The following is a 23701-nucleotide window of genomic DNA, read 5'->3' as shown; positions in this document are numbered from 1 at the left end:
GATTCAAATCACCTTTTCAGCGCATTTATTCCCATAAATCTTCTTCACACATCACATAAAACCGCGCGAATGTTACTGGCCACGGTTTATTTCCATTTGGAAGTGGAAATAGGGCCTATCCACCCTTGCTCCCTTTTACGCTATTTTCTTCTCCAAGCTAAACATTTGGAGAATCCCACGGTGCAAAACTCTCAACCCATTAGCATGGATGATGCACAGATTATAGAGCTTGGTTTGTCGCTCACCGAACGAGCCATTGCCTTGCTTAATTCACACGCTATCTGCCCCGATTCGCTACAGAAAAAAATGCTCGAAACACACATCAAAGCGATGGTTTGGCGCTCATTTAGCGGTGAATCGTTGCCTGAACTCGATATGGAGATGTTTGATGAAATCTCTCCCATTTGTTTCACCTTGGCCGAGCAAGTGTGTCGTTGGATGGAGAACCTCGCTTATGAAGAAGCGCATCTGCTTTCGGTCCATTTTGAAGTAGCTAAAGAAAACGAATTAAACCCAACAGTAGGAGAAACAACATGTCCGTAATCAAAGTCGTTATTGGTGATCGCATGGGCAAAGGTCAGAAAGTAGGAGCCGGTGCTCAAGCGGCAGGCGCTGAAGTGACCGTTATTCCCGGCATGGCCGCAGACATGAAGTTAGGTGATGTCATGCATCAGCAGCAAGCCGATTTAGGGATCTCTTTTTGCGGCAGCGGCGGCGCTGGTGCTATAACAGCGCAAACAAAATATGGCTATCAATGTCGTTATGGAATGCGCTCTGTTGAGGAAGGGATAACCGCGATCAATGAAGGCTGCGTGGTTTTGGGTTTCGGCTTTATGGATAAAGAAGAGCTGGGCGAAAAACTGGTGAAGGCGTTTGTGGCTAAGCATGGCGTCAAAGCATGAAAGAGCAGTTAACCACTAAGGTAACCGTGAGTGGCAAAGGCGAAACAAAGCAGCAGGCTTTTGCCGCGGCTTTAAGCCAAGTGCAACCCACGTTACTTAAGAATAACGCAAAAGTGCTCCTCCGGATTGAGCCGTTAGACGTCAACGTTTTGCAAGCAGAAGAGAAAGTAAAGCGAGAGAAATTCCTTTTCTTCTTTCTTGCAAGAGATCGACGCCAATACAGCGTCAAGCTAGAGGTTACGGTCAGCCTGACCCACATCGATGTGGAACAGGTCGATTTCAAACGTTAACAGGTCACTATAAGGATCCCTGACATGTTTCTTATCATTCTCTTTAAGTCCATCATCATTGGTGGCTTAGTCGGTATCGGCGTTGGAGTAGGCGCGGCAAGGATGTTCCATGCTCCAACTATCCAAGGTATGGGCGCATTTCGTACTCTGGGAGAGTTGAACTCGTGTGAAGGCGACCCTGCCTCTCACTTCTCTTTTGGGCTTGGATTCTTCTTTAATGCTTGGGCCTCAACGGTTGCGGCAGGGGCATTCACTCAAGATGTTGACCACCGCATCATCCCGAACTGGGGCGCAGCGGCGCTGATGATAAAAAACCGCGACCTTGCCACTACCTTGCATGATCCAAAACGAATGGGCATTGCGTGCGCCATTATCGGTGCGATTGTGGTTGCGTTTCTTAACTCAACGGCGGCGGCCGTTCCTGCGGCGCTGCAAGTCACGGCGGTAAAGGTATTAGTACCTGCGGCAAACTTACTGGTGAATACCGTCATGCCGGTTATTTTCTGGCTAGCGGCAATTGAAGCGGGTAAGAAATCGGGCTTTTGGGCCACTATCTTTGGTGGTTTAGCGCAAATGATCATGGGCAACGCCGTTCCTGGTTTGGTGCTGGGTATTTTGATTGGTAAAGGTGTTGAAGAGAGTGGTTGGAACAGAGTAACTCAGATCATGATGACGGCGATTATTGCACTGTTTGCGTTAAGTGCTTTCTTCCGCGGGTTCGACATGAAATTTATCGAAGCTTTCCATATGCAAGTTCCTTTGTGGCTTGAAAATATCCATCTCATGATCAGTGGCAAATAAGGAGTTGACCATGGACGAAAAAATGAAAAACAACTTTTGGTATGCCGACTGGTCTTTCCCGATTTTCGTGGGCTTGCTTTCAGCCGGGGTTTTTGCCGGAACGCACATGTACTACTTATACGGTGTCGGTGCTTTTAACGAGGTGGCGTTTGTTTCCATGCTGCGAGCAGGGATGGATACAGGCGCGTACGGTGCGGTGGCCGCTTTTGGTGCAAGCTTTCTGTTTGCACGCATCATTGAAGGTTCGCTCGTGGGCATTTTGGATATCGGTGGCGCAGTGCAAACCGGTGTGGGTTTAGGGATTCCAGCTTTATTACTGGGTGCTGGCATTGTTTATCCTCTTGAAAATTTCACCGCTTCGTTAATCACAGGCATGCTCGCTGGTTTGGCGATTGGTGGCTTAATTGTGCTGGCACGTAAATTCACCATTAACCAAAGCGATTCAACCTACGGGGCAGATGTGATGATGGGAGCAGGCAATAGCTCCGGCCGTTTTCTTGGACCATTGATCATTTTATCTGCGATGGCCGCTTCTATCCCGATTGGGATCGGCTCTCTAGGTGGCGCATTGATTTTCTATGTGTGGGGTAAACCGATTACGGGTGGTGCAATTCTCGGAGCGATGGCGTTAGGAGCTCTTTTTCCTATCGCACTGTAAAACAAGCTGGGGTTTAAATTCTACTGATAATCGCTCTTCGCGCCGATGAGCGAAGAGCGTGAGATGCAAATTATGTATGACATCCTGATCAAAAATGCCCAACAAGCGGGTGGGTCTAGTATCGATATCGCCCTTCAGGGCAACAAAATAGCGGCGGTGGGCGATCTTGCTGGTTCATTGGCAAAACAGACCGTCGATTTAGATCATGACGTTTTTGTGAGTGCCGGTTGGATTGACGGCCACACTCACTGCTATCCGAACTCGCCGATTTATAACGACCACCCCGATAACGTTGGGGTGTCAGGTGGCGTGACAACTGTCATTGATGCGGGCAGCACAGGCGCAAATGATGTGGATGATTTTGCACAGCTTGCAGCGCAATGCACAACCCATGTGCGAGCTCTACTGAATATCTCGAAAATTGGCTTGTTGCGCCAAAATGAACTGGCCGATGCCAACGACATTGATCTGGATAGCGCAAAGCAAGCGCTGCTTCGTCATCCCGAATTTATTGTCGGTTTAAAAGCACGCATGAGCGGTAGTGTTGTCGGCCACAATGGCTTAATGCCACTTCATGCAGCCAAAGCATTACAGCAGCAATGCGGCTGCGTTCCATTGATGGTGCACGTCGGTAATGCACCGCCAGATTTGGATGAGATTGTCGCTCTGCTGGGCAAAGGCGATATTCTCACTCACTGCTTTAATGGCAAGCCTAATCGCATTCTTGATTGTCATGGGGAGATAAAAAGCAGCGTTCAGCAGGCCAGAGCTCGAGGCATGAAACTTGATATCGGCCACGGCAGTGCCAGTTTCAGTTTTGAAGTGGCTGAGCAGGCCATCGCACAAGGGATTTTGCCCGATACAATCAGTTCTGACATTTACTGTAAAAACCGGCTCAATGGCCCGGTTTACGGTCTTGCCCACCTGATGTCGATGTTTTTTACACTCGGATTATCCCATGAGCAGATCATTGAGCGCGTGACGAGTCAAGCAGCGCAAGCACTTCGCCTAGCGAAAAAAGGGCACTTAATTGCAGGCTATGATGCCGATTTAACGCTCTACACCATCAATAAAGCATCGGTTAACTACACCGATACTCATCACCAGCATCGAACTGGACAACAGAAATTTACACCTCTTGCTGCCATCATTGACGGCAAGCTTGTATTGACTGAACAAGGACAACAGCATTATGTCTTCCATTCTTGAAAAATATCACTTGAAACAGGTGATCAACGCATCTGGCCGTATGACAGCTCTTGGTGTTTCCACTCCGCAGCCCGAAGTGGAGCAGACTGTCTGTTTTGGGATGAACAACTACTTTGAAATGAGCGATTTGGTGAACAAAACTGGCCAATATATTGCTCGTTTGCTGCAAGTTGAAAATGCGGTCGTCGTCTCATGCGCTTCAGCGGGAATTGCGCAGAGTGTCGCGGCAGTCATTGTGCGTGGTAACCCTTATCTGCTTGAGCATCTGCATGCAAAAACGCACTCGATCGCAACGGATATTGTGATCCCCAAAGGGCATAACGTCAATTATGGTGCCCCGGTTGGCAGCATGGTAAATCTTGGCGGCGGTAACCTGATTGAGGCCGGTTGGGCTAATGAATGCAGCGCAGAACAATTAGCCGCGGCAATCACCCCCAATACCGCCGCCATTCTCTACATTAAATCGCACCATTGCGTGCAAAAAAGCATGTTAACCGTGGCACAAGCGGCCAAAGTGGCTCAAGACCACCAGCTTCCGTTGATTGTTGATGCAGCAGCAGAAGAGGATCTACAACTCTATTATCAGCAAGGGGCTGATCTGGTTATCTACAGTGGTGCGAAAGCGATTGAAGGCCCAACCAGCGGTTTAGTGATTGGGAAACATCAATATGTGGAATGGGTTAAGCAGCAATCTGCAGGGATTGGCCGTGCCATGAAAGTCGGTAAAGAAGGCATTTTAGGCCTAACGCATGCCATTGAGCTGTACTTAAGCCGCCAACCAGAAACCGGCCAACAAATGGTGGATAAAATGACGCCATTTATCGAGGGGTTAAACCGTATTGAAGGGATAAGCGCGCGCGTGGTTTGGGACAGTGCAGGCCGAGATATCGCACGTGCAGAAGTGAGTTTTGATGCCAAACAATTTGGTATCAGCGCTAATGAAGCCGTCACACGCCTCCAAAATGGTAACCCAGCAATTTACTGCCGCGCTTACAAATCCAATGAAGGTTCGGTGGAATTTGATGTCCGCAGTGTTTCATCTCATCAACTTGAACTTATCCTTAGCGCCATGAACCAACTGAATCAGGAGTCATTAGAATGTCTTTAAGCCCTAATTTTTACGCTGACCGTGTATGTCTCAATGTGCTGGCGGGCTCTCATCATAATGCGATTGAAGTCTACCAAGCCGCACAAGGCCATGTGTTGGTTGGTATGCTCTCGAAAGATTACCCAGATACGGCAAGCGCATCAGCTGATATGAAGGCGTGCGCTGAAAAAATCGAGAATGCTTTATCGATTGGCCTTGGCGCAGGGGATCCAAAACAATCGGATATGGTAACGGCTTTAGCCGGAATACTGCAGCCTCAGCATGTCAATCAAGTCTTTACTGGTGTCGGGGCTACGCGTCAAGCGCTAGGTCAAGATCACACTATCGTGAATGGTTTGATTTCACCATCAGGCACTGTTGGCTTGGTTAAAATCTCAACTGGCCCGAAAAGTTCCGGCATGGAAGAAGCGGTTGTTCCCGTTGATACGGCGATTGCCATGTTGCAAGATATGGGCTGCAGCTCAGTCAAATTCTTCCCAATGCAGGGGCTAAAATGCAAAGCTGAGTACCAAGAAGTTGCCAACGCCTGTGCTCGTCACCACTTTTGGTTAGAGCCAACGGGTGGTATTGATTTGGACAACTTTGAAGAGATTTTACGCATCGCTCTCGATGCGGGTGTCGAAAAAGTCATTCCACACATTTATAGCTCAATCATCGATGAGAAAACCGGACAGACTCGCCCCGAGGATGTGAAAACCCTGCTGGCCATGACTCAAAAACAGCTGGCACATTCATAACACCGACGCCGGAGCATGTGCTCCGGTATAACAAAGCGTTGGCTATCTATTGCCTTTAGTGCATTTTACCTTTTAGATAGCGCTGTTCATGCTGGAATGGGAATCGATGATGTACAAGCTACCGCACCCTCGCCTAATTCATTTGTTGGATGCTGTATCCGCCTCGCCTTTGACTCAGGACGAACTTGCGCAACGGCTTAATGTTTCGACACGCACCATACGCACCGATGTCGCGCTGCTCAATAATGTGATGGTCAACCATGGCGCGCATCTTCTCCACCAGCGCGGTTCCGGTTACCAACTCAATATTTACAACCCGTCAACTTTCGAGCATTTTTTGTCGAGGGTGCAAAATGCAGAAACGATTCCAAGGACCAGTAAAGAGCGCATCATTCAGATTCAAGTACTGCTATTAACGGCAGAACAAGGCGTAAAAATTGACGAATTGGCCGAGACATGGAATCTAAGCCGCACCGTTATTCAAAATGATATGGCCGATGTACGCAGCCAACTCGCCACGTTTGGTTTATCGATTGAAAGTAAACCTCGTTTGGGCATGCTGATCCAAGGCCCAGAAATGGCAATTCGCTCCCGTTTAACACAGCTTATCTACATCGAACAAAAAGAGACAAAACAAGCTCTGGGCTTTATTAGTACGATCTTCCCTGATAAATCTCAGCAAATTTTTGCAGCGCGCTTTCGTGAAGTGTTGACCAACCATACACTCTATATCAATGATATTGGGCTGCGTTGGTTAACCCTTTATGCTGCCGTCACTCTGCACAGGCTCGCGTGTGGCAAAGAGCTTACCGAATTTTCTAAAAACGATGTTCATGAAACGACGCTACCGATTGCCAAAGCGTTATTTTCTGCGCTACCGATGCTGCTACCCGCCAATAACCATGAAATTGCCGCCTTAGCGATTCACATTCAAGCGAGAATTGCGACGAATCAAGCACTCCTTAGCCAGGGTGTACAGCATGAGGCCGATGATCTAGTCACTCACATCTTTGATTATATCTATCAAAATTACCCTTACGATGTGCGTGACGATGCGCTATTACGCCGCGATCTCCACAACCACGTCTGCCATATGATCATTCGTGTCAAACATCATGTCGCGACAATTAACCCATTGGCCGAACATATCAAACAGCACTACCCACTCGCTTACAGTATTACCTTATCAGCCATCGCAGACTGGATCAGAGAGACGGGTTACTGCATGACGCAGCACGAAATAGGCTATCTTGTAATTCACATTGGTGTGGGGCTTGAACGTAATTATCATTTAGGTCACCGTACACCAAAAGCGCTCCTGTATTGCGACGCAGGTAATGCCGCGACACTTGGGCTAGAAGCGATCATCCGCCGCCAGTATCCGCAATTGGATATGAAAACGGTTTATTCCCCTGAACAGTTGATCACCGCTGATGCCACGCAAGCGGACCTCATTATTACCACCATGCCCTTAGCCAATAGAGAGATTCAGAGCTTTGTGGTTGACCCCTTCCCTACCCAACATCAATTGGAAGAGCTGGGCAAACAAGTGTTGGTTGATCGCACGCACTCTTATCTTTTGGACAAGTATTTTTCCAAGGCTCAATTTCTCTACCTTGATGACGTCATTGAGCAATCACACCTCTTTGAGCAGGTTTGCTCGCATCTTGAATCAACGGAGTTGGTAGAGGAAGGATACCGAGCTTCACTGCAAGAGCGAGAGAGTTTGGTTTCAACCATGATGGGTGAATACATTGCTCTACCTCACTCGATTGAACTCTTTGCTAAACGTTCGATGGTTTACACCGTCGCTGCACCGCGTGGAATTGAATGGGGTAATGGTGAAAAAGCCTATCTGATCTTTTTCCTCGCCTTAAGTAAATGTGACTATGAAGAGGCGATGGGGCTGTATGATCTTTTCCAAGTGCTGATTAATAAAAAATTAGGCAAAAGTCTGTCGCAATGCGAAACCTTCAAGCACTTCAAAACACTGGCGCACTTGGAATTACAATAGAATAACTGATCCCTATAAGTATTTCTTTTAAAAACAATTCTCAATTCTTTTACAAATCAAAACTTTAGAGTAAAACCTAGCCACAACAAGGCCCTCGCTAAGAGGGCCTTAATATCAAGATTACTGAGTGGAGAGGGCTTACAACACGTCGAAGCGATCGGCGTTCATGACTTTGGTCCAAGCAGCGACAAAGTCTTTGACGAACTTCTCTTTGTTATCGTCCTGCGCGTAAATTTCAGCGTATGAGCGCAAAATGGAGTTTGAGCCAAACACCAGATCAACACGAGTCGCTGTCCATTTTGTTTTACCGCTCTTACGCTCAACCATATCGTAAGAATTACGGCCCGTTGGCTTCCAAGTGTAATTCATGTCGGTGAGGTTAACGAAGAAATCGTTAGTCAACGCCCCAACACGGTCTGTCAATACACCATGTTGACTGCCGCCGTAGTTTGTACCGAGCACTCGCAATCCACCAATCAATACGGTCATTTCTGGAGCAGTCAGGCGCAATAGTTGCGCTTTATCTAACAGCATCTCTTCTGGGTTAACCACGTAATGTTGCTTCTGCCAGTTACGGAAACCATCCGCCAGTGGCTCAAGCACATCAAACGATTCCACATCGGTTTGTTCAAGCGTTGCATCACCACGTCCTGCAGTAAAAGGCACAGTAATATTGACACCCGCCGCTTTGGCCGCTTGTTCAACACCGACGTTACCCGCCAAAACAATAGTATCGGCGATGCTAATACCCGCATCAGCGGCAATTTTCTCCAGAACAGCCAACACTTTGCTGAGTCTTTCTGGCTCATTACCTTGCCAATCTTTTTGAGGAGCCAAGCGAATGCGCGCACCGTTAGCGCCACCACGTTTATCGGAACCACGGAAAGTACGTGCACTATCCCATGCGGTGCTGACCATCTCACTGATGCTTAAGCCACTGGCCGCTATTTTTGCTTTTACCGCATCCACATCATAATCTTTACGACCTGCTGGAATGGGATCTTGCCAAATGAGATCTTCTACCGGAACATCAGGGCCAAAGTAGCGCGCTTTAGGCCCCATATCGCGGTGAGTGAGCTTAAACCAAGCACGAGCAAATACTTCAGAGAAATACGCTGGGTCTTTGTAGAAGCGCTCTGAGATCTTGCGATATTCAGGATCCATCTTCAGCGCCATATCGGCATCGGTCATCATGGGGTTATAACGAATGCTTGAGTCTTCCACATCAACCGGTTTATCTTCCTCTTTGATGTTGATTGGCTCCCACTGCCACGCACCGGCAGGGCTCTTCGTTAGTTGCCATTCGTAAGTAAATAGCAGGTGGAAGAAACCGTTATCCCACTGGGTTGGGTGTGTAGTCCATGCACCTTCAATACCACTGGTGACCGTATTACGGCCAATGCCGCGGCTGGTATGGTTATTCCAACCCAAGCCTTGTTCGTGCAAGTCCGCCCCTTCAGGATCTGGCCCTAAGTTCGCAGCGCTACCATTACCATGCGCTTTACCCACCGTATGCCCGCCCGCTGTCAGCGCCACGGTTTCTTCATCATTCATTGCCATCCGCTCAAAAGTAACGCGCATGTCATGTGCGGTTTTAAGCGGGTCTGGATTACCGTCAACGCCTTCAGGGTTTACATAAATCAGGCCCATCATCACGGCAGCAAGCGGATTTTCTAAATCACGCACACCGGAATAGCGGCTATTTTCTCCGCCACTTGGCGCTAGCCACTCTTTTTCTGAGCCCCAATAAGTGTCTTTTTCTGGGTGCCAAATATCTTCACGACCAAAAGCGAAACCAAAGGTTTTAAGCCCCATGGATTCATAAGCCATATTACCCGCCAAGATCATTAGATCCGCCCAACTGATTTTGTTGCCATATTTCTGCTTGATTGGCCACAATAAGCGACGTGCTTTATCTAAGTTGGCGTTATCGGGCCACGAGTTAAGCGGAGCAAAACGCTGGTTGCCAGTGCCCGCGCCACCGCGACCATCTGCAATTCGATAAGTACCTGCAGAATGCCATGCCATGCGGATCATCAAACCACCGTAATGCCCCCAGTCGGCAGGCCACCACTCTTGGCTATTGGTCATCAATGCTTTGAGATCTTTTTTCAAGGCATCAACATCCAATGCTTTTAGCGCATCGCGGTAATTAAAATCCGCACCCATTGGGTTGGTTTTCGCATCATGCTGGTGAAGGATGTCAAGATTCAGTGCTTTTGGCCACCAATCCATGTTGGACTTTTCAGCTGATGTTACTCCGCCGTGCATGACTGGGCATTTACCGCCCGAATTCATACCTTTGTTCTCCATTGCGTTCTCCTTGCTTCGCATTACTGCGGCTATTTAAGTGTGCTTGATTTATTCTAAAAACACTCAGCACAGTCGATATTGGCTGAACATTCACTGTGTTAAATTCAAATGCAACAAAACTTAGAACAAGATTATATATATGCAATAACAACGGGAGGTAATGTGCCTGCGATCACGACTTGGTCGGAAAACCTTTATCTTCAAAACCTTGCCACAATTATTGTGCTCTGTTGCTTCATGTACAGACTAGACAAGATGAGCATTAAACACTAATTCAATGTGGCTATTAATTCGATAGGCATCCTCTAACGCAATACAGCTAAGTTGACACCTAAAGCATCACCTAACCACAGAACTTGTCCCTCAGAATGGTCATACCTATCGTTTCCAGAAACCGGATGGATCAACACGCTAAGACCTTCCCGATGTTCATCTAACCACTCGATAAATCCGTGGCTATTGTCAGCAAGGTGTACTTCAAACATCGGCTTTAAGTGCGGGCCAACAAGCCGAGGTACCAAACCAAACATAGCTTGTACATCATGTCGTTGTTGGGCAATTTTTTGTTGTACGCGTTGTGCTTTCGCTTGCTCGGCGAGATCAAAATAAACATGGGCATGAAACATAAAATAACTCCTCTTGATTTTTAAGCAGTGTACTACGCCAAAAGAGCATAGAAACCACAACAAATTTGCTGATGATTTTCAGCTAATTTGAAGGTACTAACCGCTTTGAAGGTACTAACCGCTTTGAAGGTACTTACCGCAACACATTCTATTTTAAGCGCCAAGAAATGGGCATAATCACAGGATGACGTTGATTCAAACGAAGAACCAGCGTATTAAATAACATCAAACTTTCGATGGTGGATACTCGCTTTGCAACCTATCAATCAACTGCTCCTCTCAATGCAGCCGTTATTGGAACAGTACGGCTACCTAGCACTGATCATCAGCATCTTTTTCGAAGGGATTGGCATTCCAATGCCCGGCCAATCGCTCATGATTGCCGCGTCTATTTTGTCATCCAATGGCGTAATGAATTTCTCGCTGGTTATGATTGTATCGTGGCTAAGCTGCTTTATTGGTAACAGTTGCGGCTATCTGATCGGCTATTATTTTGAAGGTTGGTTGGATAGAAAAGGCTATATTTCCGGAGCGAAATTTCAAAAACTGCAAAGTGCTATTCAAAAATACGGCCCGATTTGCTTAATCATCAGTCGCTTTGTTGAGGGGATGAAACAATTCATGCCATTAGCCTGCGGAGTGGCGAAAATGCCCATCAGAGTATTTTTACTGGGTAACCTGCTTGCCACCACCGTTTGGGTCGCGGTCTTTGGTTTACTCACCCATTTTGCGTTTGAACATCTTCACCAAATCAGTGCTTTTTATTCCGCGCACCGTTACTGGATTTGGGTGGCCGCTGCGATTGCCTTTGCTTTAATGATTTATGCGGTTTTGAAGCACAAACATACTCAGCGCTGAGAGTTCACTTCGAGTGAGTTCTAACGCGTCATTTTTTTAACGAACACCACAACAAATAGTGCCATAGTAAAACTGCCTAAGAAGGCTTCCAATGCAGCAATAAATCGCGCAACACCTACTGGAGAGATATCGCCATAACCTAAAGTGGTAAAGGTGACGACACTAAAATAGATCGCGTTGAAAAACTCTAATAAGTAAAATGTCCACCCTGTTACATCATCATAGATCGGGTTTGCAGAGGTGGTACCTAAGAAAAAGTAAGCCGTTGCACTGGCCAGAATGACAAAAAGCGAAAATAACACCACTCTTAACGGCTCTTCCCCATAACCGCAAAACAAATCAACGGTTTTCGACAACATTCTCTGAAGACTAAACTTGGGCATTTGGTAACGTCTGAAACGCATCTCTTTTTTAAAAAACGTTCCGGCCATTTCGAACAAGCCTTGCTTTTCACACTGCTTACGAACTCCCCTGCTCACTTCCTCAGCTTCTTGCCATAGTGCACAAGCCTGCTTGTACTCTCCTTTTTTTAAGGCCACTTTAGCTTCTTGCTCTTGCTTCAACTCCTCTCCCCATTCAATATTTTCCAACCTAGCGCGAGAAAGATCAGCCCCCAGCAAATTGACTTTTTGCAATTTGGCGCAATGGAGGTTAGCACACACCAACTTGCTCTTCATCAAAGAAGAACCTCGTAAATCCAAACCAAAAAAGTGAGCATTGGTCAGATCTGCTCGATAAAAATCGGCGTTCCGACATTGATAGCCAGTTTTACGGCCCCGATTGACGAGGTTGAGATCGACTAAATTTGCTTTAGCCAACTGAAATCCATCTAAAGGTTTACCTGAGGCCGCCCATTGTTCAACCTGAGATTTGATGTCGTCATTACTTTTATCTATTTTGGGGTCATGCCAATAACAAAGGCCAGACTCACCACTAGGTTGATCACAACACCAACCATCAGGGTTTTTATAGCAGCATAGACCTGTCTCTGACTTCATTTACCGCCCCTTTTGTTATCGTGATATAAAAATAAGTGTAGGGGCTAGTGATGGTGTTGCCACTCAATTTGATGTTTGACGTTGATATTATGTGAACATTTATACTAACTCTGAATGTGCTCAGAGAACGAGAATGACTACGGTAGTTGATCGTCAATCACAAGCCGCAAAAGAAACAAGCTTTACTCACGAAGGGCACATATCTTATGGCGACTCTTCACCTAGGGCTGCACCCTGTATTCCACAAAAAGCATTAAAGTGGCGGTTTGAAGCGCATGGAACCACGCCGCTTCTTACTAAGATTATCAGTAAGCAAACTTGTACTTAGCCAATCCATGAGCTGAAATTTCAGTCAATTCTTATTAACCCACCAAAAATTTAACATTTCATTATCATTTGTGTTCTTCATCACGCTAACGATTATTTACTGACAAATAAATTAACAACTGAGTTACAAAAAGATTAATATGTTGCCCACAAAGCAAACACAACACTCATCAAAACTACTAAAACAGGGAAATGCATATGCAGTCATTTGTTGATTTTCTGAATGGAATAATCTGGAGCCCGGCGCTAATTTATTTATGCCTTGGTGCGGGTTTATTCTACTCAATTGTGACCCGATTCGTTCAGGTCCGTCACTTTTTTGAAATGTGGCGACTTCTTCTTTCCGGAAAAAGCTCAACCAAAGGGATATCCTCTTTCCAAGCTTTGGCCGTTTCACTTTCGGGACGCGTCGGTACCGGTAATATTGCAGGCGTAGCCGCGGCAATTGGCTTTGGTGGCCCTGGTGCTATTTTCTGGATGTGGGTAGTGGCCTTTTTTGGTGCCGCGACTGCTTATGCTGAGTCAACTCTGGCACAGATTTATAAAGAAGAAGATGAAGGTGAATTCCGTGGTGGTCCTGCTTATTACATCGAAAAAGCGATGGGGCAAAAATGGTATGCATGGATCTTCGCCATTTCCACTATTTTTGCTTGTGGTGTGCTTTTACCTGGCGTCCAGTCCAACAGTATTGGTAATGCTGTAGAGGCCGCTTTTGGTGCTGGCCCAACCATTGAAACCGCTATCGGTAGCTTCACTTTTGCTAAAATTTTTACCGGTACCGTAGTGTCGATCATTTTAGCGTTCATCATCTTTGGTGGTGTTAAGCGTATCGCTAACTTCACACAGGTCGTGGTGCCATTTATGGCTTTGGCCTATGTGATTACTGCGTTTGTTATCATCCTGCTTAACATCAGTGAAGTACCACGTATTTTTGCTATGATCATTGGTGATGCGTTCACACCAATGGCAGGCATTGGTGCTGCGATTGGTTGGGGGGTAAAACGAGGTGTTTACTCAAACGAAGCAGGCCAAGGTACTGGCCCGCACGCCGCGGCTGCCGCAAGTGTTGATCACCCAGCTCAGCAAGGTTTAGTGCAAGCATTTTCTATCTACATTGATACTCTGCTGGTCTGTTCCGCAACCGCGTTCATGATTCTGATCACTGGTGCTTATAACGTGCACGGCGGCGCAGAAGGTGCATTTTTAGTACAGAACATCGCGGCGGATATTAGTGCCAATGGCCCAGTATTTACTCAAATGGCGATTGAGAGCGCACTACCAGGCGTCGGTAAACCTTTTGTTGCGTTTGCTCTGTTCTTCTTCGCCTTTACCACGATTTTGGCATACTACTATATTGCTGAAACGAACATTGCTTACATTCGCCGCACCTTTAAAGTCGATGGCCTGATGTTTCTGCTTAAAGTAGTGATCGTTGCAACGGTATTCTACGGCACGGTGAAAACCGCAAACCTTGCTTGGGCAATGGGTGATGTGGGCGTGGGTTTGATGGCGTGGCTAAACATAGTCGGGATTTTGATCATCTTCTTTATGGCTAAACCAGCTATTGCAGCACTCAAAGATTATGAAGAGCAACAAAAACAAGGTGTCGATGAGTATCTTTTCAACCCAGTAAAACTCGGCATTAAGAATGCGACATATTGGGAAGGAAAATATAAACGCAAAACGGGACAAGAACCAACCGTAGAAGAGAGCTCCGTGGGTGTTGAACAACCATCATCCTAACGGATTAGCTAAACTCATCAGCAAAAAGCATTCAAGGTAAACGCAAAAAGGGTTAGCAAACGCTAACCCTTTTTCTTTTTCATCAACCCGTATTAGGCTGCGATTTCTTGTGTCGTCAACTTTTCGACAACAGCGTTTTGCGCTTTCTTTTCACCAATCGGCAAAATAACACGGCCGTATTCGTTATTCAGAACTTGAGCCATTGCAAAATAAATCGCACTTGCGCCACAGAAGATACCTTCAAAGCCGGCAATCGTGCCGATAAGCTCGCTACCAGTGAAATCACGCGCCGCTAGCAAAGCAAATAGAATGGTCAGTGAGCCGAATACCACTTGTTTAGCTCGTGGGTAGCACAATGAACCGATAAACATGAAACCAGTGAAAATACCCCACAACGCTAAGTACCAACCCATAAAATGAGCAGGGCTTGCTGGTAGTCCCATGTATGGCATGACAATCAGTCCAACCAATGTGAGCCAAAATAGACCGTAAGAGGTAAACGCTGTGGTGCCAAAAGTGTCACCACGTTTGAAACACATGATACCCACGATGACTTGACTTAAGCCGCCGTAGAAAATACCCATCGCCAAAATCATAGAGTCGATAGGGAAAAAGCCTGCGTTATGGATATTAAGCAGGATAGTCGTCATGCCAAAACCCATTAGGCCTAGCGGCGCTGGATTGGCCAATTTAGTAGACATTCGCGAGTACCTTAAAAAATGTTGATAAAAATTACGCGCGGATTTTAGTGGAGTAACACACAAAATGGAAAGAACGTTAACGGAAACTAAGATTGTAAATTTAGCTACTTGATTGTTCAAAAATAGAACAGCACGACCTAAATCGATCGTGCTGATATTTTTCTACCGAACATCACTCTCTATTGACAGTTTATTTCATCCCAAAACCAGTTACTTTGCGTGGGTGATTCCCATACTCCGGGGTTATTTTTAGCCATAAAACACTTTCCATTATGCGTAATTTTATCGCCATTTTTTGCAACAGTAACCCCTGCAACCCAGCTTGAAAAATCACTGCTTGGTGGCGTCGGCTCTGATGTGACGGGCGGTTCTGGCTCATTGACGACTGGCGGAGGCTCAACAGGGTCAGGCGTTGTGGGCGCTGTTGGTTCACCTGTAATAAGCTTCCAAGGATCACCTTGAGTGGGTTCATTACCTTGTGACCACCACTTAGCTTCATAAGTAGCGTCTTTATAGCTCACCTTATCGCCCGTGTTATATACCTTTGTCGCTTCCCAGCCGACGATGCCATCCACTGGCGGCTCTGGTGGCGTACCGGGATCAATCGCATCCACAACACGCACTTGTGGCCAGCTTGAATGTGAACCATAAAAGTTAGTCACACACTTTTCGTAATCACCAGCCACAAGGGCTGAATACGCGGTTTGGAAACCAACCAGTTCACATTCAAACGAGTAGCCACCTGGCCGATCAGAGTAATATTTCCAATTACCATCCCAGTTGGTATACAGCACATCTGTCGCACCGTTCAAATTTAAGCTGCCGTAAGGTGTTTGCTGCCAACAGGTGTTCTTTTCATCTGACTCAATCGGTATTTGATAATGATCCGCTAGCCCTTCCCAGTAGCGAATGCGATTAACCGGTTGACCTTTATCCTTATTCTGTTCACCGCACTCAATGCCGCCATTGATAACGTTAATTGTGGTGCCAAAACCATAGCCAATACCAGCATCGCTTTCACGTTGCGAAGGTGTCCATGTACGGTCAATTACATGCAACATTGCCGGTTTCGGTGCTTGAGGTGTTAAAAAAAACCAAATCGCTGAAGCTAAGTTCAACCAAGAATCAGCGACTAATCCGGGGTTATTGAGCAGTACTTTGGCATCACCATCAAACATCACTTCAGAAAAAGCGCCATAGTTGAAATGGTAAGAGAGCTGCTTCGCGCCTCGACCAAAATACCCTTGCCCGGCGGCGCACGGCCAACGAGCATTTTGCCAATCATTTTGGCCACAACCGGTTGTATAGCCACTTTGCCCTTCAGACCACCCCATTTCACGTACATGAACCAGTGCTTGCTGCCACTCTTCAAGCCCATTAGGGTTATCAGATACGTTGTCTTTCGCAATGTGGCCACCCGTTTCTTGTGAGAAATGAGCAAAAGCCGTCACGATGGATTTTTTACAAATTGCGTCTGAATCTCGGCCATCCGTATATTCGCCACAAAACGCGGGGAATTTGCCTATTGCCCGTAAGAAGCGCGTATAGGTGTATTCGGGAGCCGCCATTTGAGTTAAGAAATCCCACTCGTACTGTGGAAATACCCGTTCAACACGCTTGACGTTTTCAGGGTTAGAACTTAACCCCGGTACTATTGCTTCAACAATCGCATTCGAACGCGTTTCTAGTGCTTCCGACCAAATAGCATACATAGGATCCGCTGTTTTGGCTTTTTCTGCCGCTTGTAGCTCTACTTTAGAGACAATATAACCCGCAGAATTTTCAGGGTCAGGTAAGATATTTAACGCGTAACTGTTTGCGGCTAAAACACTGCTAATCAGCACGGCTAAATGCTTTGTTTTCAACATATCAATCCCTTATTTTTTGCTTAGTGGGTACCGCAAAATAGTATGGATAGTTGAGTCATTGTGGATAGTGAAACTTATCAATTAAATGTCAAAATGCGAGTAGTTTCATCATGATGTAAACCAATTATCGTACGGCGACATTGCCCTTTGAAGGCGAGTCGATAAATATGAAAAAGCTGCAAAAAAGTTTGAGGATTTTAGAGTCTAATCTATTTTCCATCAGGTTAAGTGAACAACCAATGTCTCAAATTTCTCAAACATCATCGCATCGGCAATGGCTTTAGCGCACATGAACGTGGCCTGTAAAAAAGTGATGAACTGGGCCGCGACCTTGGCCAACATCCAGCTCATCGGCATGGCCAATGGCTTGCGAGATATACTGTTTAGCCAAATACACGGATTTGTGCAGGTTATTTCCCTGAGCAAGGTAAGAAGCGATTGCAGAAGAGAGAGTGCAACCCGTCCCATGGGTATTTGGGGTTGGAAAACGCTTCGCACTGAGTAATTCTGACGAAGATTGCATGATCAAAAGATCGTTGCTGTTTTCATCTTGTTCTAAATGCCCACCTTTTAGCAGCACCGCCTTTGCACCCAACGCTCGTAAATCAGCCACCATACCGCTCATTTCGACTCCAGATTGAGGAACCGGCTTGCCAGTAAGTACTGCTCCCTCAAATAAATTGGGGGTAATGATGTCAGCCAAAGGGATCAACATTTCTTTTAATGTACTGATTGCCGATTGCTCAAGTAATAAATCACCACTGGTCGCCACCATCACGGGGTCTATCACAAGGCTCTTAGGTTGGTATTGCTGCATTTTTTTGGCAACGATCTTGATGATACTGGCATCGGCTAGCATGCCAATTTTAACGGCCACGATCTTCAAGTCGCTAAAGACGGCATCTAACTGGCTTTCGATATGATCAAGTGGAATAGGGAAAATGGCGGAAACGCCTTGAGTATTTTGTGAAGTAATGGCGGTAATAACGGAACACGCGAAACTGCCGGTTGCCGATATCGCTTTGATGTCGGCTTGAATGCCTGCCCCTCCACCGCTATCAGACCCTGCGATAGTAAGTACAACGGGTATGTTTAATCGCGTCGTTTCTTGAGTATGTTTCTGTATTGGGTGTGCCATGGTCGCTCCTATGACAGACATACAGGAACTGACTTTGACCGTGATTTGAAAAGTTCGGTAATCGAATTTACAAAGGTTAGCCGTTGTTATTCGGCTGGTGACAAAGTGCTCATAGTTCCCTACGTCAGTATTAACTGAATCAGGTTCGACGGGTCTCGAATTTCGATCTCAGCCGATGCAGAATCTGCATCGGCTCCCCGACTATTTCGCAGCAATCATAACAGGGCACTCACCGAAGGAGTACGCTTTTTTGGAGGATTATTCCCACTCAATCGTTGCTGGTGGCTTACCTGAAATATCGTAAACCACACGAGAAATACCATTCACTTCATTGATGATACGGTTAGAAACCTTACCCAAGAACTCATAAGGCAGGTGCGCCCAATGTGCTGTCATAAAGTCAATGGTTTCCACAGCGCGTAGTGATACAACCCAATCGTATTTACGTCCATCACCCATAACGCCTACTGAACGAACAGGTAAGAAAACCGTGAAAGCTTGTGACACTTTGTTATACAGATCAGCGGCATGCAGCTCTTCAATGAAAATAGCATCGGCGCGGCGCAGCAAATCACAGTACTCTTTCTTCACTTCGCCCAACACGCGTACGCCAAGGCCAGGACCAGGGAACGGATGGCGGTAAAGCATGTTGTAAGGCAGACCAAGCTCTAGGCCAATCTTGCGTACTTCATCTTTGAAAAGCTCACGCAGTGGTTCAACCAATCCCATTTCCATATCATCAGGCAAACCGCCAACGTTATGGTGAGATTTAATCACGTGCGCTTTGCCTGTTTTAGAGGCGGCCGATTCAATCACATCTGGGTAAATCGTGCCTTGCGCGAGCCATTTTGCATTTTTCAATTTCTTTGACTCTTCATCGAAGATATCAACAAACACATGGCCAATAATTTTGCGTTTCGCTTCCGGATCAGACTCACCTTGCAGTGCGTTGAGGAAACGATCTTCTGCATTAACATGAATGATGTTTAAGCCAAATTTGTTGCCAAACATATCCATTACTTGCTGAGCTTCATTCAGACGCAATAAGCCGTTATCAACGAACACACAGGTTAATTTATCACCAATCGCTCGGTGAGCCAGCATCGCCACAACTGACGAATCTACACCACCCGATAGGCCAAGGATCACTTCATCGTCGCCGACTTGCTCTTTAATACGAGCAACCGCATCTTCGATGATAGACTCAGCCGTCCATAGACGCTCACAACCACAAACATTGAGAACGAAATTCTCAAGCATTTTTAGACCGTTTTTGGTGTGCGTCACTTCTGGGTGAAACTGCACGCCATAATATTTTTTCTCTTCATTCGCCATTGCCGCATAAGGGCAAGTTTCCGTTTGCGCTGTTTTGACAAAATCAGCCGGAATTTGCACCACTTTATCACCGTGGCTCATCCAAACATCTTGCGTTAGCTCAAGGTCGCTAAACAGGGCCGATTCACCCATTAACTGTACGGCTGCATAACCAAATTCACGTTCCTCAGAACTGGCCACTTTTCCGCCCAACTGTTCAGCCATGGTTTGCATGCCATAACAAACACCAAATACAGGCACACCAGAGTCAAACACATATTGTGGCGCACGCGGAGAGTTGGCTTCAGTCACGCTTTCAGGGCCACCAGAGAGAATAATGCCATCTGGGTTGAATTCACGGATGTCCGCCTCTTCAACATCCCAGCTCCACAGCTCACAATAAACACCGATTTCGCGAACACGGCGGGCAACCAGTTGTGTGTACTGAGAGCCGAAATCTAAGATCAGAATACGTTGGTCATGGATATCTTTAGTCATTTAAGGTCAATCTCAATCATTAATGTAGTGGATGGGGAGCATCGCGCTCCCCTAAGCTTCAATCTATTAAGCTTCAATCTATTCGTGGTTCGTTAATTAACCCAAGCGGTAGTTTGGCGCTTCTTTGGTAATTTGAACGTCGTGCACGTGTGACTCTTTCATACCTGCACCAGAGATACGAACAAACTCGGCTTTAGTGCGCAGATCTTCGATGGTGGCAGAACCGGTTAGACCCATGCTTGAGCGTAAACCACCCATTTGTTGATGGACGATCTCTTTTAGACGGCCTCGATAAGCGATACGGCCTTCGATCCCTTCAGGTACAAGCTTGTCAGCTGCATTGTCAGATTGGAAATAACGATCAGAAGAGCCTTGAGACATTGCCCCCAGCGAGCCCATACCTCGGTAAGCTTTATATGAACGACCTTGGAACAAAATAACTTCACCCGGAGCTTCTTCAGTACCCGCAAACATGGAGCCGACCATCACGCAAGATGCACCAGCAGCAATCGCTTTACAAATATCGCCAGAAAAGCGAATACCGCCATCAGCAATCACAGGAATACCGTATTGATCAGCCACTTCAACTGCATCAGAAATCGCCGTAATTTGAGGAACACCAACGCCCGTAACAATACGCGTTGTGCAGATTGAGCCCGGGCCAATACCCACTTTGACCGCGCTTACGCCCGCCTCAATTAGAGCTTTCGCACCGGCACCCGTTGCAACATTACCGCCGATAATATCGAGATCAGGATAAGCGGCGCGCGTTTCACGAATACGGTTAAGTACACCTTCTGAATGGCCATGAGAAGAGTCAATCAATAGAACATCGACTCCCGCTTCCACTAATGCTTTTACGCGCTCTTCATTGCCAGCACCGGCACCAACAGCCGCACCAACACGTAAACGCCCTTGTTCATCTTTACAAGCATTCGGTTTGCGTTCTGCTTTATGGAAATCTTTCGCGGTGATCATACCAGTCAGTTTGAATTCATCATTCACTACCAAGACTTTTTCAACACGCGCTTTGTGCATGCGCTCTTGTACATCCTGACGAGATGCGCCCTCTTTAACTGTGGCTAAGCGATCTTTTGGTGTCATGACTGCTTCAACTTTTTTTGTTAAATCAGTAACAAAGCGAATATCGCGGCCGGTGATGATACCGACAAGCTCATTGTGATCGCTCACCACAGGGAAACCGGCAAAACCATGTTTCTCTGTCAAAGCAATCACATCTTGAATGGTTGCGTCAGGGCGAACTGTTACTGGCGCAGTCACTACACCCGCTTCAAAAATTTTGACAAGACGGACTTGTTCAGCCTGCTCTTCAATGGGCATATTTTTGTGGATAAAACCAATACCACCCTCTTGGGCAAGAGCGATCGCAAGGCGAGCCTCTGTCACTGTATCCATAGAAGCTGAGATCATCGGAATGTTCAGTGCGATATTTTTGGTCAGCTGAGTATGGAGATCGGCTGTGTTTGGGAGAACGGTGGAGTGTGCTGGTACGAGAAGAACATCATCGAATGTCAGCGCTTCTTTGGCAATTCTTAGCATTTGCAATATCTCACAATTAAGAGGAGTGAATAAAAGGTAAATCCAAGTTGTCTCAATTTGCCCTAATACACAATGAACAGGATAAATCGATTTGGATTTGATATTGCGGTCGGATTATACGCCCGAGGTAATCGCTTGACCACTCATTTTTTCATTTTTAATTTGCATTCCAACCCTTGATATGTATTATATTGCCGCTAATTTCCATACCCTCGTCTAGGGGATTAGCCTTGCCTTCTTTGACCAACGAAAACATCTACACTGTCTCTCGTCTCAATGCTGAAGTACGCCTGTTACTTGAAAATGAAATGGGCATTGTGTGGCTCGTTGGTGAAATATCGAACTTCTCCGCTCCGGTTTCTGGCCATTGGTATCTCTCACTCAAAGATTCTCGCGCGCAGGTAAAATGTGCGATGTTCAAAGGCAATAATCGCTTTGTGGCCTTCAAACCTAAAAATGGCCAGCAGGTACTTGTTAAAGCGCGTCTTTCTCTTTATGAACCCAGAGGTGACTACCAAGTCATTATCGAGAGTATGCAACCCGAAGGAGATGGTCGTCTCCAGCAAGAGTTTGAAAAGCTGAAGATGCAGTTGGCCGCGGAAGGGCTGTTTGCACAATCCAATAAGCGCCCCTTGCCGGAAAATCCTCAATGCGTCGGTGTTATTACTTCAAAAACTGGCGCAGCCCTGTTTGATATTCTTGATGTGCTCAAGCGGCGCGATCCAAGCTTGCCCGTCATCATTTATCCTACACTGGTTCAAGGCGAACAAGCGGCCATTCAAATTGCTCAAGCAATTGGTAGAGCAAATGCGAGGCAAGAGTGTGACGTATTGATTGTGGGTCGCGGTGGCGGTTCTTTAGAGGACTTATGGTGTTTTAACCACGAGATCGTAGCGCGCACAATTGCCGCTAGTCAGATCCCAATTATCAGTGCCGTCGGGCATGAAATCGATGTGACGATTGCTGATTTTGTGGCTGACGTACGTGCCCCAACCCCCTCCGCTGCTGCAGAATTAGTCAGCCGAGACAACAGTAATAAGCGGCAAGCTTTCGCCTCATACCAGCACAAGCTACAAAGTGCGATGCGCTATTACACCAGTCAACAAGCGCATCATTTACGCGCTTTGGTTCACGCGCTAGAGAAACAGCACCCCACTTATCGCTTGCAGCGTCAAAGCCAGCAACTTGATGACACAGAAATGCGCCTACAGCGGGCGATACAGCGCTATATTTCGACTCAGCGCGAGCACATTGGCCAGCAATACCATCAACTGCAGTTGCATTCTCCCGTACAAACCTTGGCGAAGCAGCAGCATCGACTAGCCAAAAGCGAGCAACGATTACTGGACGTAATGGAGAAAAAACTCCTGCGCACAGCACACCGTTTAACGCTAGCCGCAGAGAAGCTTGACGCAGTAAGCCCATTAGCGACACTAAAACGAGGCTATTCGATCACGCGAGATAGCTCAGGCAAAGTGATTCACCGCGCTCATGATCTAAAAACCGGCGATCAATTGATCACGCGAGTGGCGGATGGCGAAGTTTTCTCTACCGTCAATTAATCACTTAATCCTGTGCTTGAAACTCAAATCGAATCTTAGATTTTGATTTGAGCTCATTGCATGAATTACAGAAAAAATTTGCCGCGCCACACGCCTGCAATTTCTCCAGCTCCGAATCACACTCAGGGCAAAAACCAATTTTGTTAAAGTGATGTTTGCACTGAGCACAATGGTAACGCCCATCCCACACCAGTGGATTTTGGCAACAAGGGCAAAGATTTTCCTGCATATTGATCCCATCTCTCTTTGTGTCTTTCACATAACATCTTTCACATAGTGTGATTTTGGTAGATGTTTTATATCGTTCGTTTTAATAGATAGTTCGTTTTAATAGATAGCTCGTTTGCGTAGATAGTTCGTGCATGTGATAGCCGACACTTCATCAAACGGCACGTATGGTCTCGGATTATCGAGAGTTCAGCTTTGATCTCTATCACAATACCTTTAGGCTCACCAACCATCTCATACACATTAGG

General features: G+C 46.4%; 21 protein-coding genes and 1 riboswitch. Of the genes, 12 read left to right on the top strand and 9 right to left on the bottom strand.

Annotation, left to right across the window (positions count from 1 at the left end):
* The first annotated feature begins 180 nt into the window (after positions 1–180).
* The 9 genes from CCZ37_RS03490 (at position 181) to CCZ37_RS03450 (ending at position 7719) form a co-directional block, all read left to right on the top strand.
* Positions 181–543: a transcriptional regulator gene (locus tag CCZ37_RS03490; RefSeq protein WP_244187280.1), complete on the top strand. Its 363-nt coding sequence runs from the start codon at positions 181–183 to the stop codon at positions 541–543.
* Positions 534–902, top strand: a complete 369-nt coding sequence (locus CCZ37_RS03485) for an SFCGS family glycine-rich protein (RefSeq protein WP_017042958.1) — start codon at positions 534–536, stop codon at positions 900–902. Before CCZ37_RS03490 ends, CCZ37_RS03485 begins: the two co-directional genes overlap by 10 nt.
* Positions 899–1192: a DUF4312 family protein gene (locus CCZ37_RS03480; protein ID WP_010320376.1), complete on the top strand. Its 294-nt coding sequence runs from the start codon at positions 899–901 to the stop codon at positions 1190–1192. The genes CCZ37_RS03485 and CCZ37_RS03480 overlap by 4 nt, the downstream gene beginning before the upstream one ends.
* 24 nt (positions 1193–1216) lie before the next feature.
* Entirely contained in the window at positions 1217–1993 is a 777-nt protein-coding gene (locus CCZ37_RS03475) for a DUF4311 domain-containing protein (RefSeq protein ID WP_017042959.1), read from the top strand.
* A gap of 10 nt (positions 1994–2003) precedes the next feature.
* A complete protein-coding gene (locus CCZ37_RS03470) occupies positions 2004–2651 on the top strand; it encodes a DUF4310 family protein (RefSeq protein WP_064624573.1) in 648 nt (215 codons plus the stop codon).
* Positions 2652–2696: 45 nt separating this feature from the next.
* Positions 2697–3860, top strand: coding sequence for an amidohydrolase/deacetylase family metallohydrolase (locus CCZ37_RS03465; protein WP_094499755.1), 1164 nt, complete (start codon positions 2697–2699; stop codon positions 3858–3860).
* Positions 3844–4968, top strand: a complete 1125-nt coding sequence (locus CCZ37_RS03460; RefSeq protein WP_094499754.1) for a DgaE family pyridoxal phosphate-dependent ammonia lyase — start codon at positions 3844–3846, stop codon at positions 4966–4968. The genes CCZ37_RS03465 and CCZ37_RS03460 overlap by 17 nt, the downstream gene beginning before the upstream one ends.
* Positions 4959–5705, top strand: coding sequence for a 2-dehydro-3-deoxy-phosphogluconate aldolase (gene dagF, locus CCZ37_RS03455; RefSeq protein ID WP_094499753.1), 747 nt, complete (start codon positions 4959–4961; stop codon positions 5703–5705). The genes CCZ37_RS03460 and dagF overlap by 10 nt, the downstream gene beginning before the upstream one ends.
* A gap of 88 nt (positions 5706–5793) precedes the next feature.
* Positions 5794–7719 carry a BglG family transcription antiterminator gene (locus CCZ37_RS03450; RefSeq protein WP_244187278.1) on the top strand — a complete coding sequence of 642 codons (1926 nt, stop codon included), beginning with the start codon at positions 5794–5796 and terminating at the stop codon, positions 7717–7719.
* A 138-nt stretch (positions 7720–7857) separates the two neighbouring features.
* On the opposite strand, the gene katG is transcribed toward CCZ37_RS03450, so the two are convergent.
* The gene (gene katG / locus CCZ37_RS03445) at positions 7858–10032 is read right to left on the bottom strand and encodes a catalase/peroxidase HPI (protein WP_094499751.1); all 2175 of its coding nucleotides are present in this window, start codon (positions 10030–10032) and stop codon (positions 7858–7860) included.
* Between the two features lie 305 nt (positions 10033–10337).
* Positions 10338–10658 carry a DOPA 4,5-dioxygenase family protein gene (locus tag CCZ37_RS03440; RefSeq protein WP_010320384.1) on the bottom strand — a complete coding sequence of 107 codons (321 nt, stop codon included), beginning with the start codon at positions 10656–10658 and terminating at the stop codon, positions 10338–10340.
* Between the two features lie 252 nt (positions 10659–10910).
* Between CCZ37_RS03440 and CCZ37_RS03435 the strand changes: the two genes are divergently transcribed.
* Positions 10911–11516 carry a DedA family protein gene (locus tag CCZ37_RS03435; protein WP_010320385.1) on the top strand — a complete coding sequence of 202 codons (606 nt, stop codon included), beginning with the start codon at positions 10911–10913 and terminating at the stop codon, positions 11514–11516.
* A 20-nt stretch (positions 11517–11536) separates the two neighbouring features.
* Here CCZ37_RS03435 and CCZ37_RS03430 read toward each other — a convergent pair whose 3' ends face one another.
* Positions 11537–12514, bottom strand: coding sequence for an ion channel (locus CCZ37_RS03430; RefSeq protein WP_094499750.1), 978 nt, complete (start codon positions 12512–12514; stop codon positions 11537–11539).
* A 525-nt stretch (positions 12515–13039) separates the two neighbouring features.
* Between CCZ37_RS03430 and CCZ37_RS03420 the strand changes: the two genes are divergently transcribed.
* Entirely contained in the window at positions 13040–14584 is a 1545-nt protein-coding gene (locus CCZ37_RS03420; protein WP_094499749.1) for an alanine/glycine:cation symporter family protein, read from the top strand.
* Between the two features lie 92 nt (positions 14585–14676).
* On the opposite strand, the gene CCZ37_RS03415 is transcribed toward CCZ37_RS03420, so the two are convergent.
* The 5 genes from CCZ37_RS03415 to guaB all read right to left on the bottom strand — a co-directional run bounded on the left by CCZ37_RS03415 (position 14677) and on the right by guaB (position 21663).
* Positions 14677–15285: an acetate uptake transporter gene (locus CCZ37_RS03415; RefSeq protein ID WP_010320388.1), complete on the bottom strand. Its 609-nt coding sequence runs from the start codon at positions 15283–15285 to the stop codon at positions 14677–14679.
* 179 nt (positions 15286–15464) lie between these two features.
* The gene (locus CCZ37_RS03410) at positions 15465–17153 is read right to left on the bottom strand and encodes a chitinase (RefSeq protein WP_094499748.1); all 1689 of its coding nucleotides are present in this window, start codon (positions 17151–17153) and stop codon (positions 15465–15467) included.
* Positions 17154–17433: 280 nt separating this feature from the next.
* On the bottom strand, positions 17434–18291 hold the full coding sequence (gene thiD / locus CCZ37_RS03405; RefSeq protein WP_094499747.1) for a bifunctional hydroxymethylpyrimidine kinase/phosphomethylpyrimidine kinase: 858 nt from the start codon (positions 18289–18291) through the stop codon (positions 17434–17436).
* 99 nt (positions 18292–18390) lie between these two features.
* A riboswitch (TPP riboswitch) is annotated at positions 18391–18501 on the bottom strand.
* Positions 18502–18549: 48 nt separating this feature from the next.
* Positions 18550–20103 (bottom strand): glutamine-hydrolyzing GMP synthase, encoded by a 1554-nt coding sequence (gene guaA, locus CCZ37_RS03400; RefSeq protein WP_017044245.1) that lies wholly within the window; start codon positions 20101–20103, stop codon positions 18550–18552.
* A 96-nt stretch (positions 20104–20199) separates the two neighbouring features.
* A complete protein-coding gene (guaB, locus tag CCZ37_RS03395; RefSeq protein WP_094499746.1) occupies positions 20200–21663 on the bottom strand; it encodes an IMP dehydrogenase in 1464 nt (487 codons plus the stop codon).
* A gap of 230 nt (positions 21664–21893) precedes the next feature.
* On the opposite strand from guaB, the gene xseA reads away from it, so the two are divergent.
* A complete protein-coding gene (gene xseA, locus CCZ37_RS03390) occupies positions 21894–23225 on the top strand; it encodes an exodeoxyribonuclease VII large subunit (protein WP_094499745.1) in 1332 nt (443 codons plus the stop codon).
* A 4-nt stretch (positions 23226–23229) separates the two neighbouring features.
* Here xseA and CCZ37_RS03385 read toward each other — a convergent pair whose 3' ends face one another.
* A complete protein-coding gene (locus tag CCZ37_RS03385) occupies positions 23230–23454 on the bottom strand; it encodes a zinc ribbon domain-containing protein (RefSeq protein WP_010320394.1) in 225 nt (74 codons plus the stop codon).
* Between the last annotated feature and the right edge of the window lie 247 nt (positions 23455–23701).

The sequence above is a fragment of the Vibrio qinghaiensis genome, assembly GCF_002257545.1.
In the GTDB taxonomy this organism is placed as follows: domain Bacteria; phylum Pseudomonadota; class Gammaproteobacteria; order Enterobacterales; family Vibrionaceae; genus Vibrio; species Vibrio ordalii.
The sequence above is the reverse complement of the archived record's forward strand: the minus strand, read 5'-3'. Positions and strand labels throughout refer to the sequence as shown.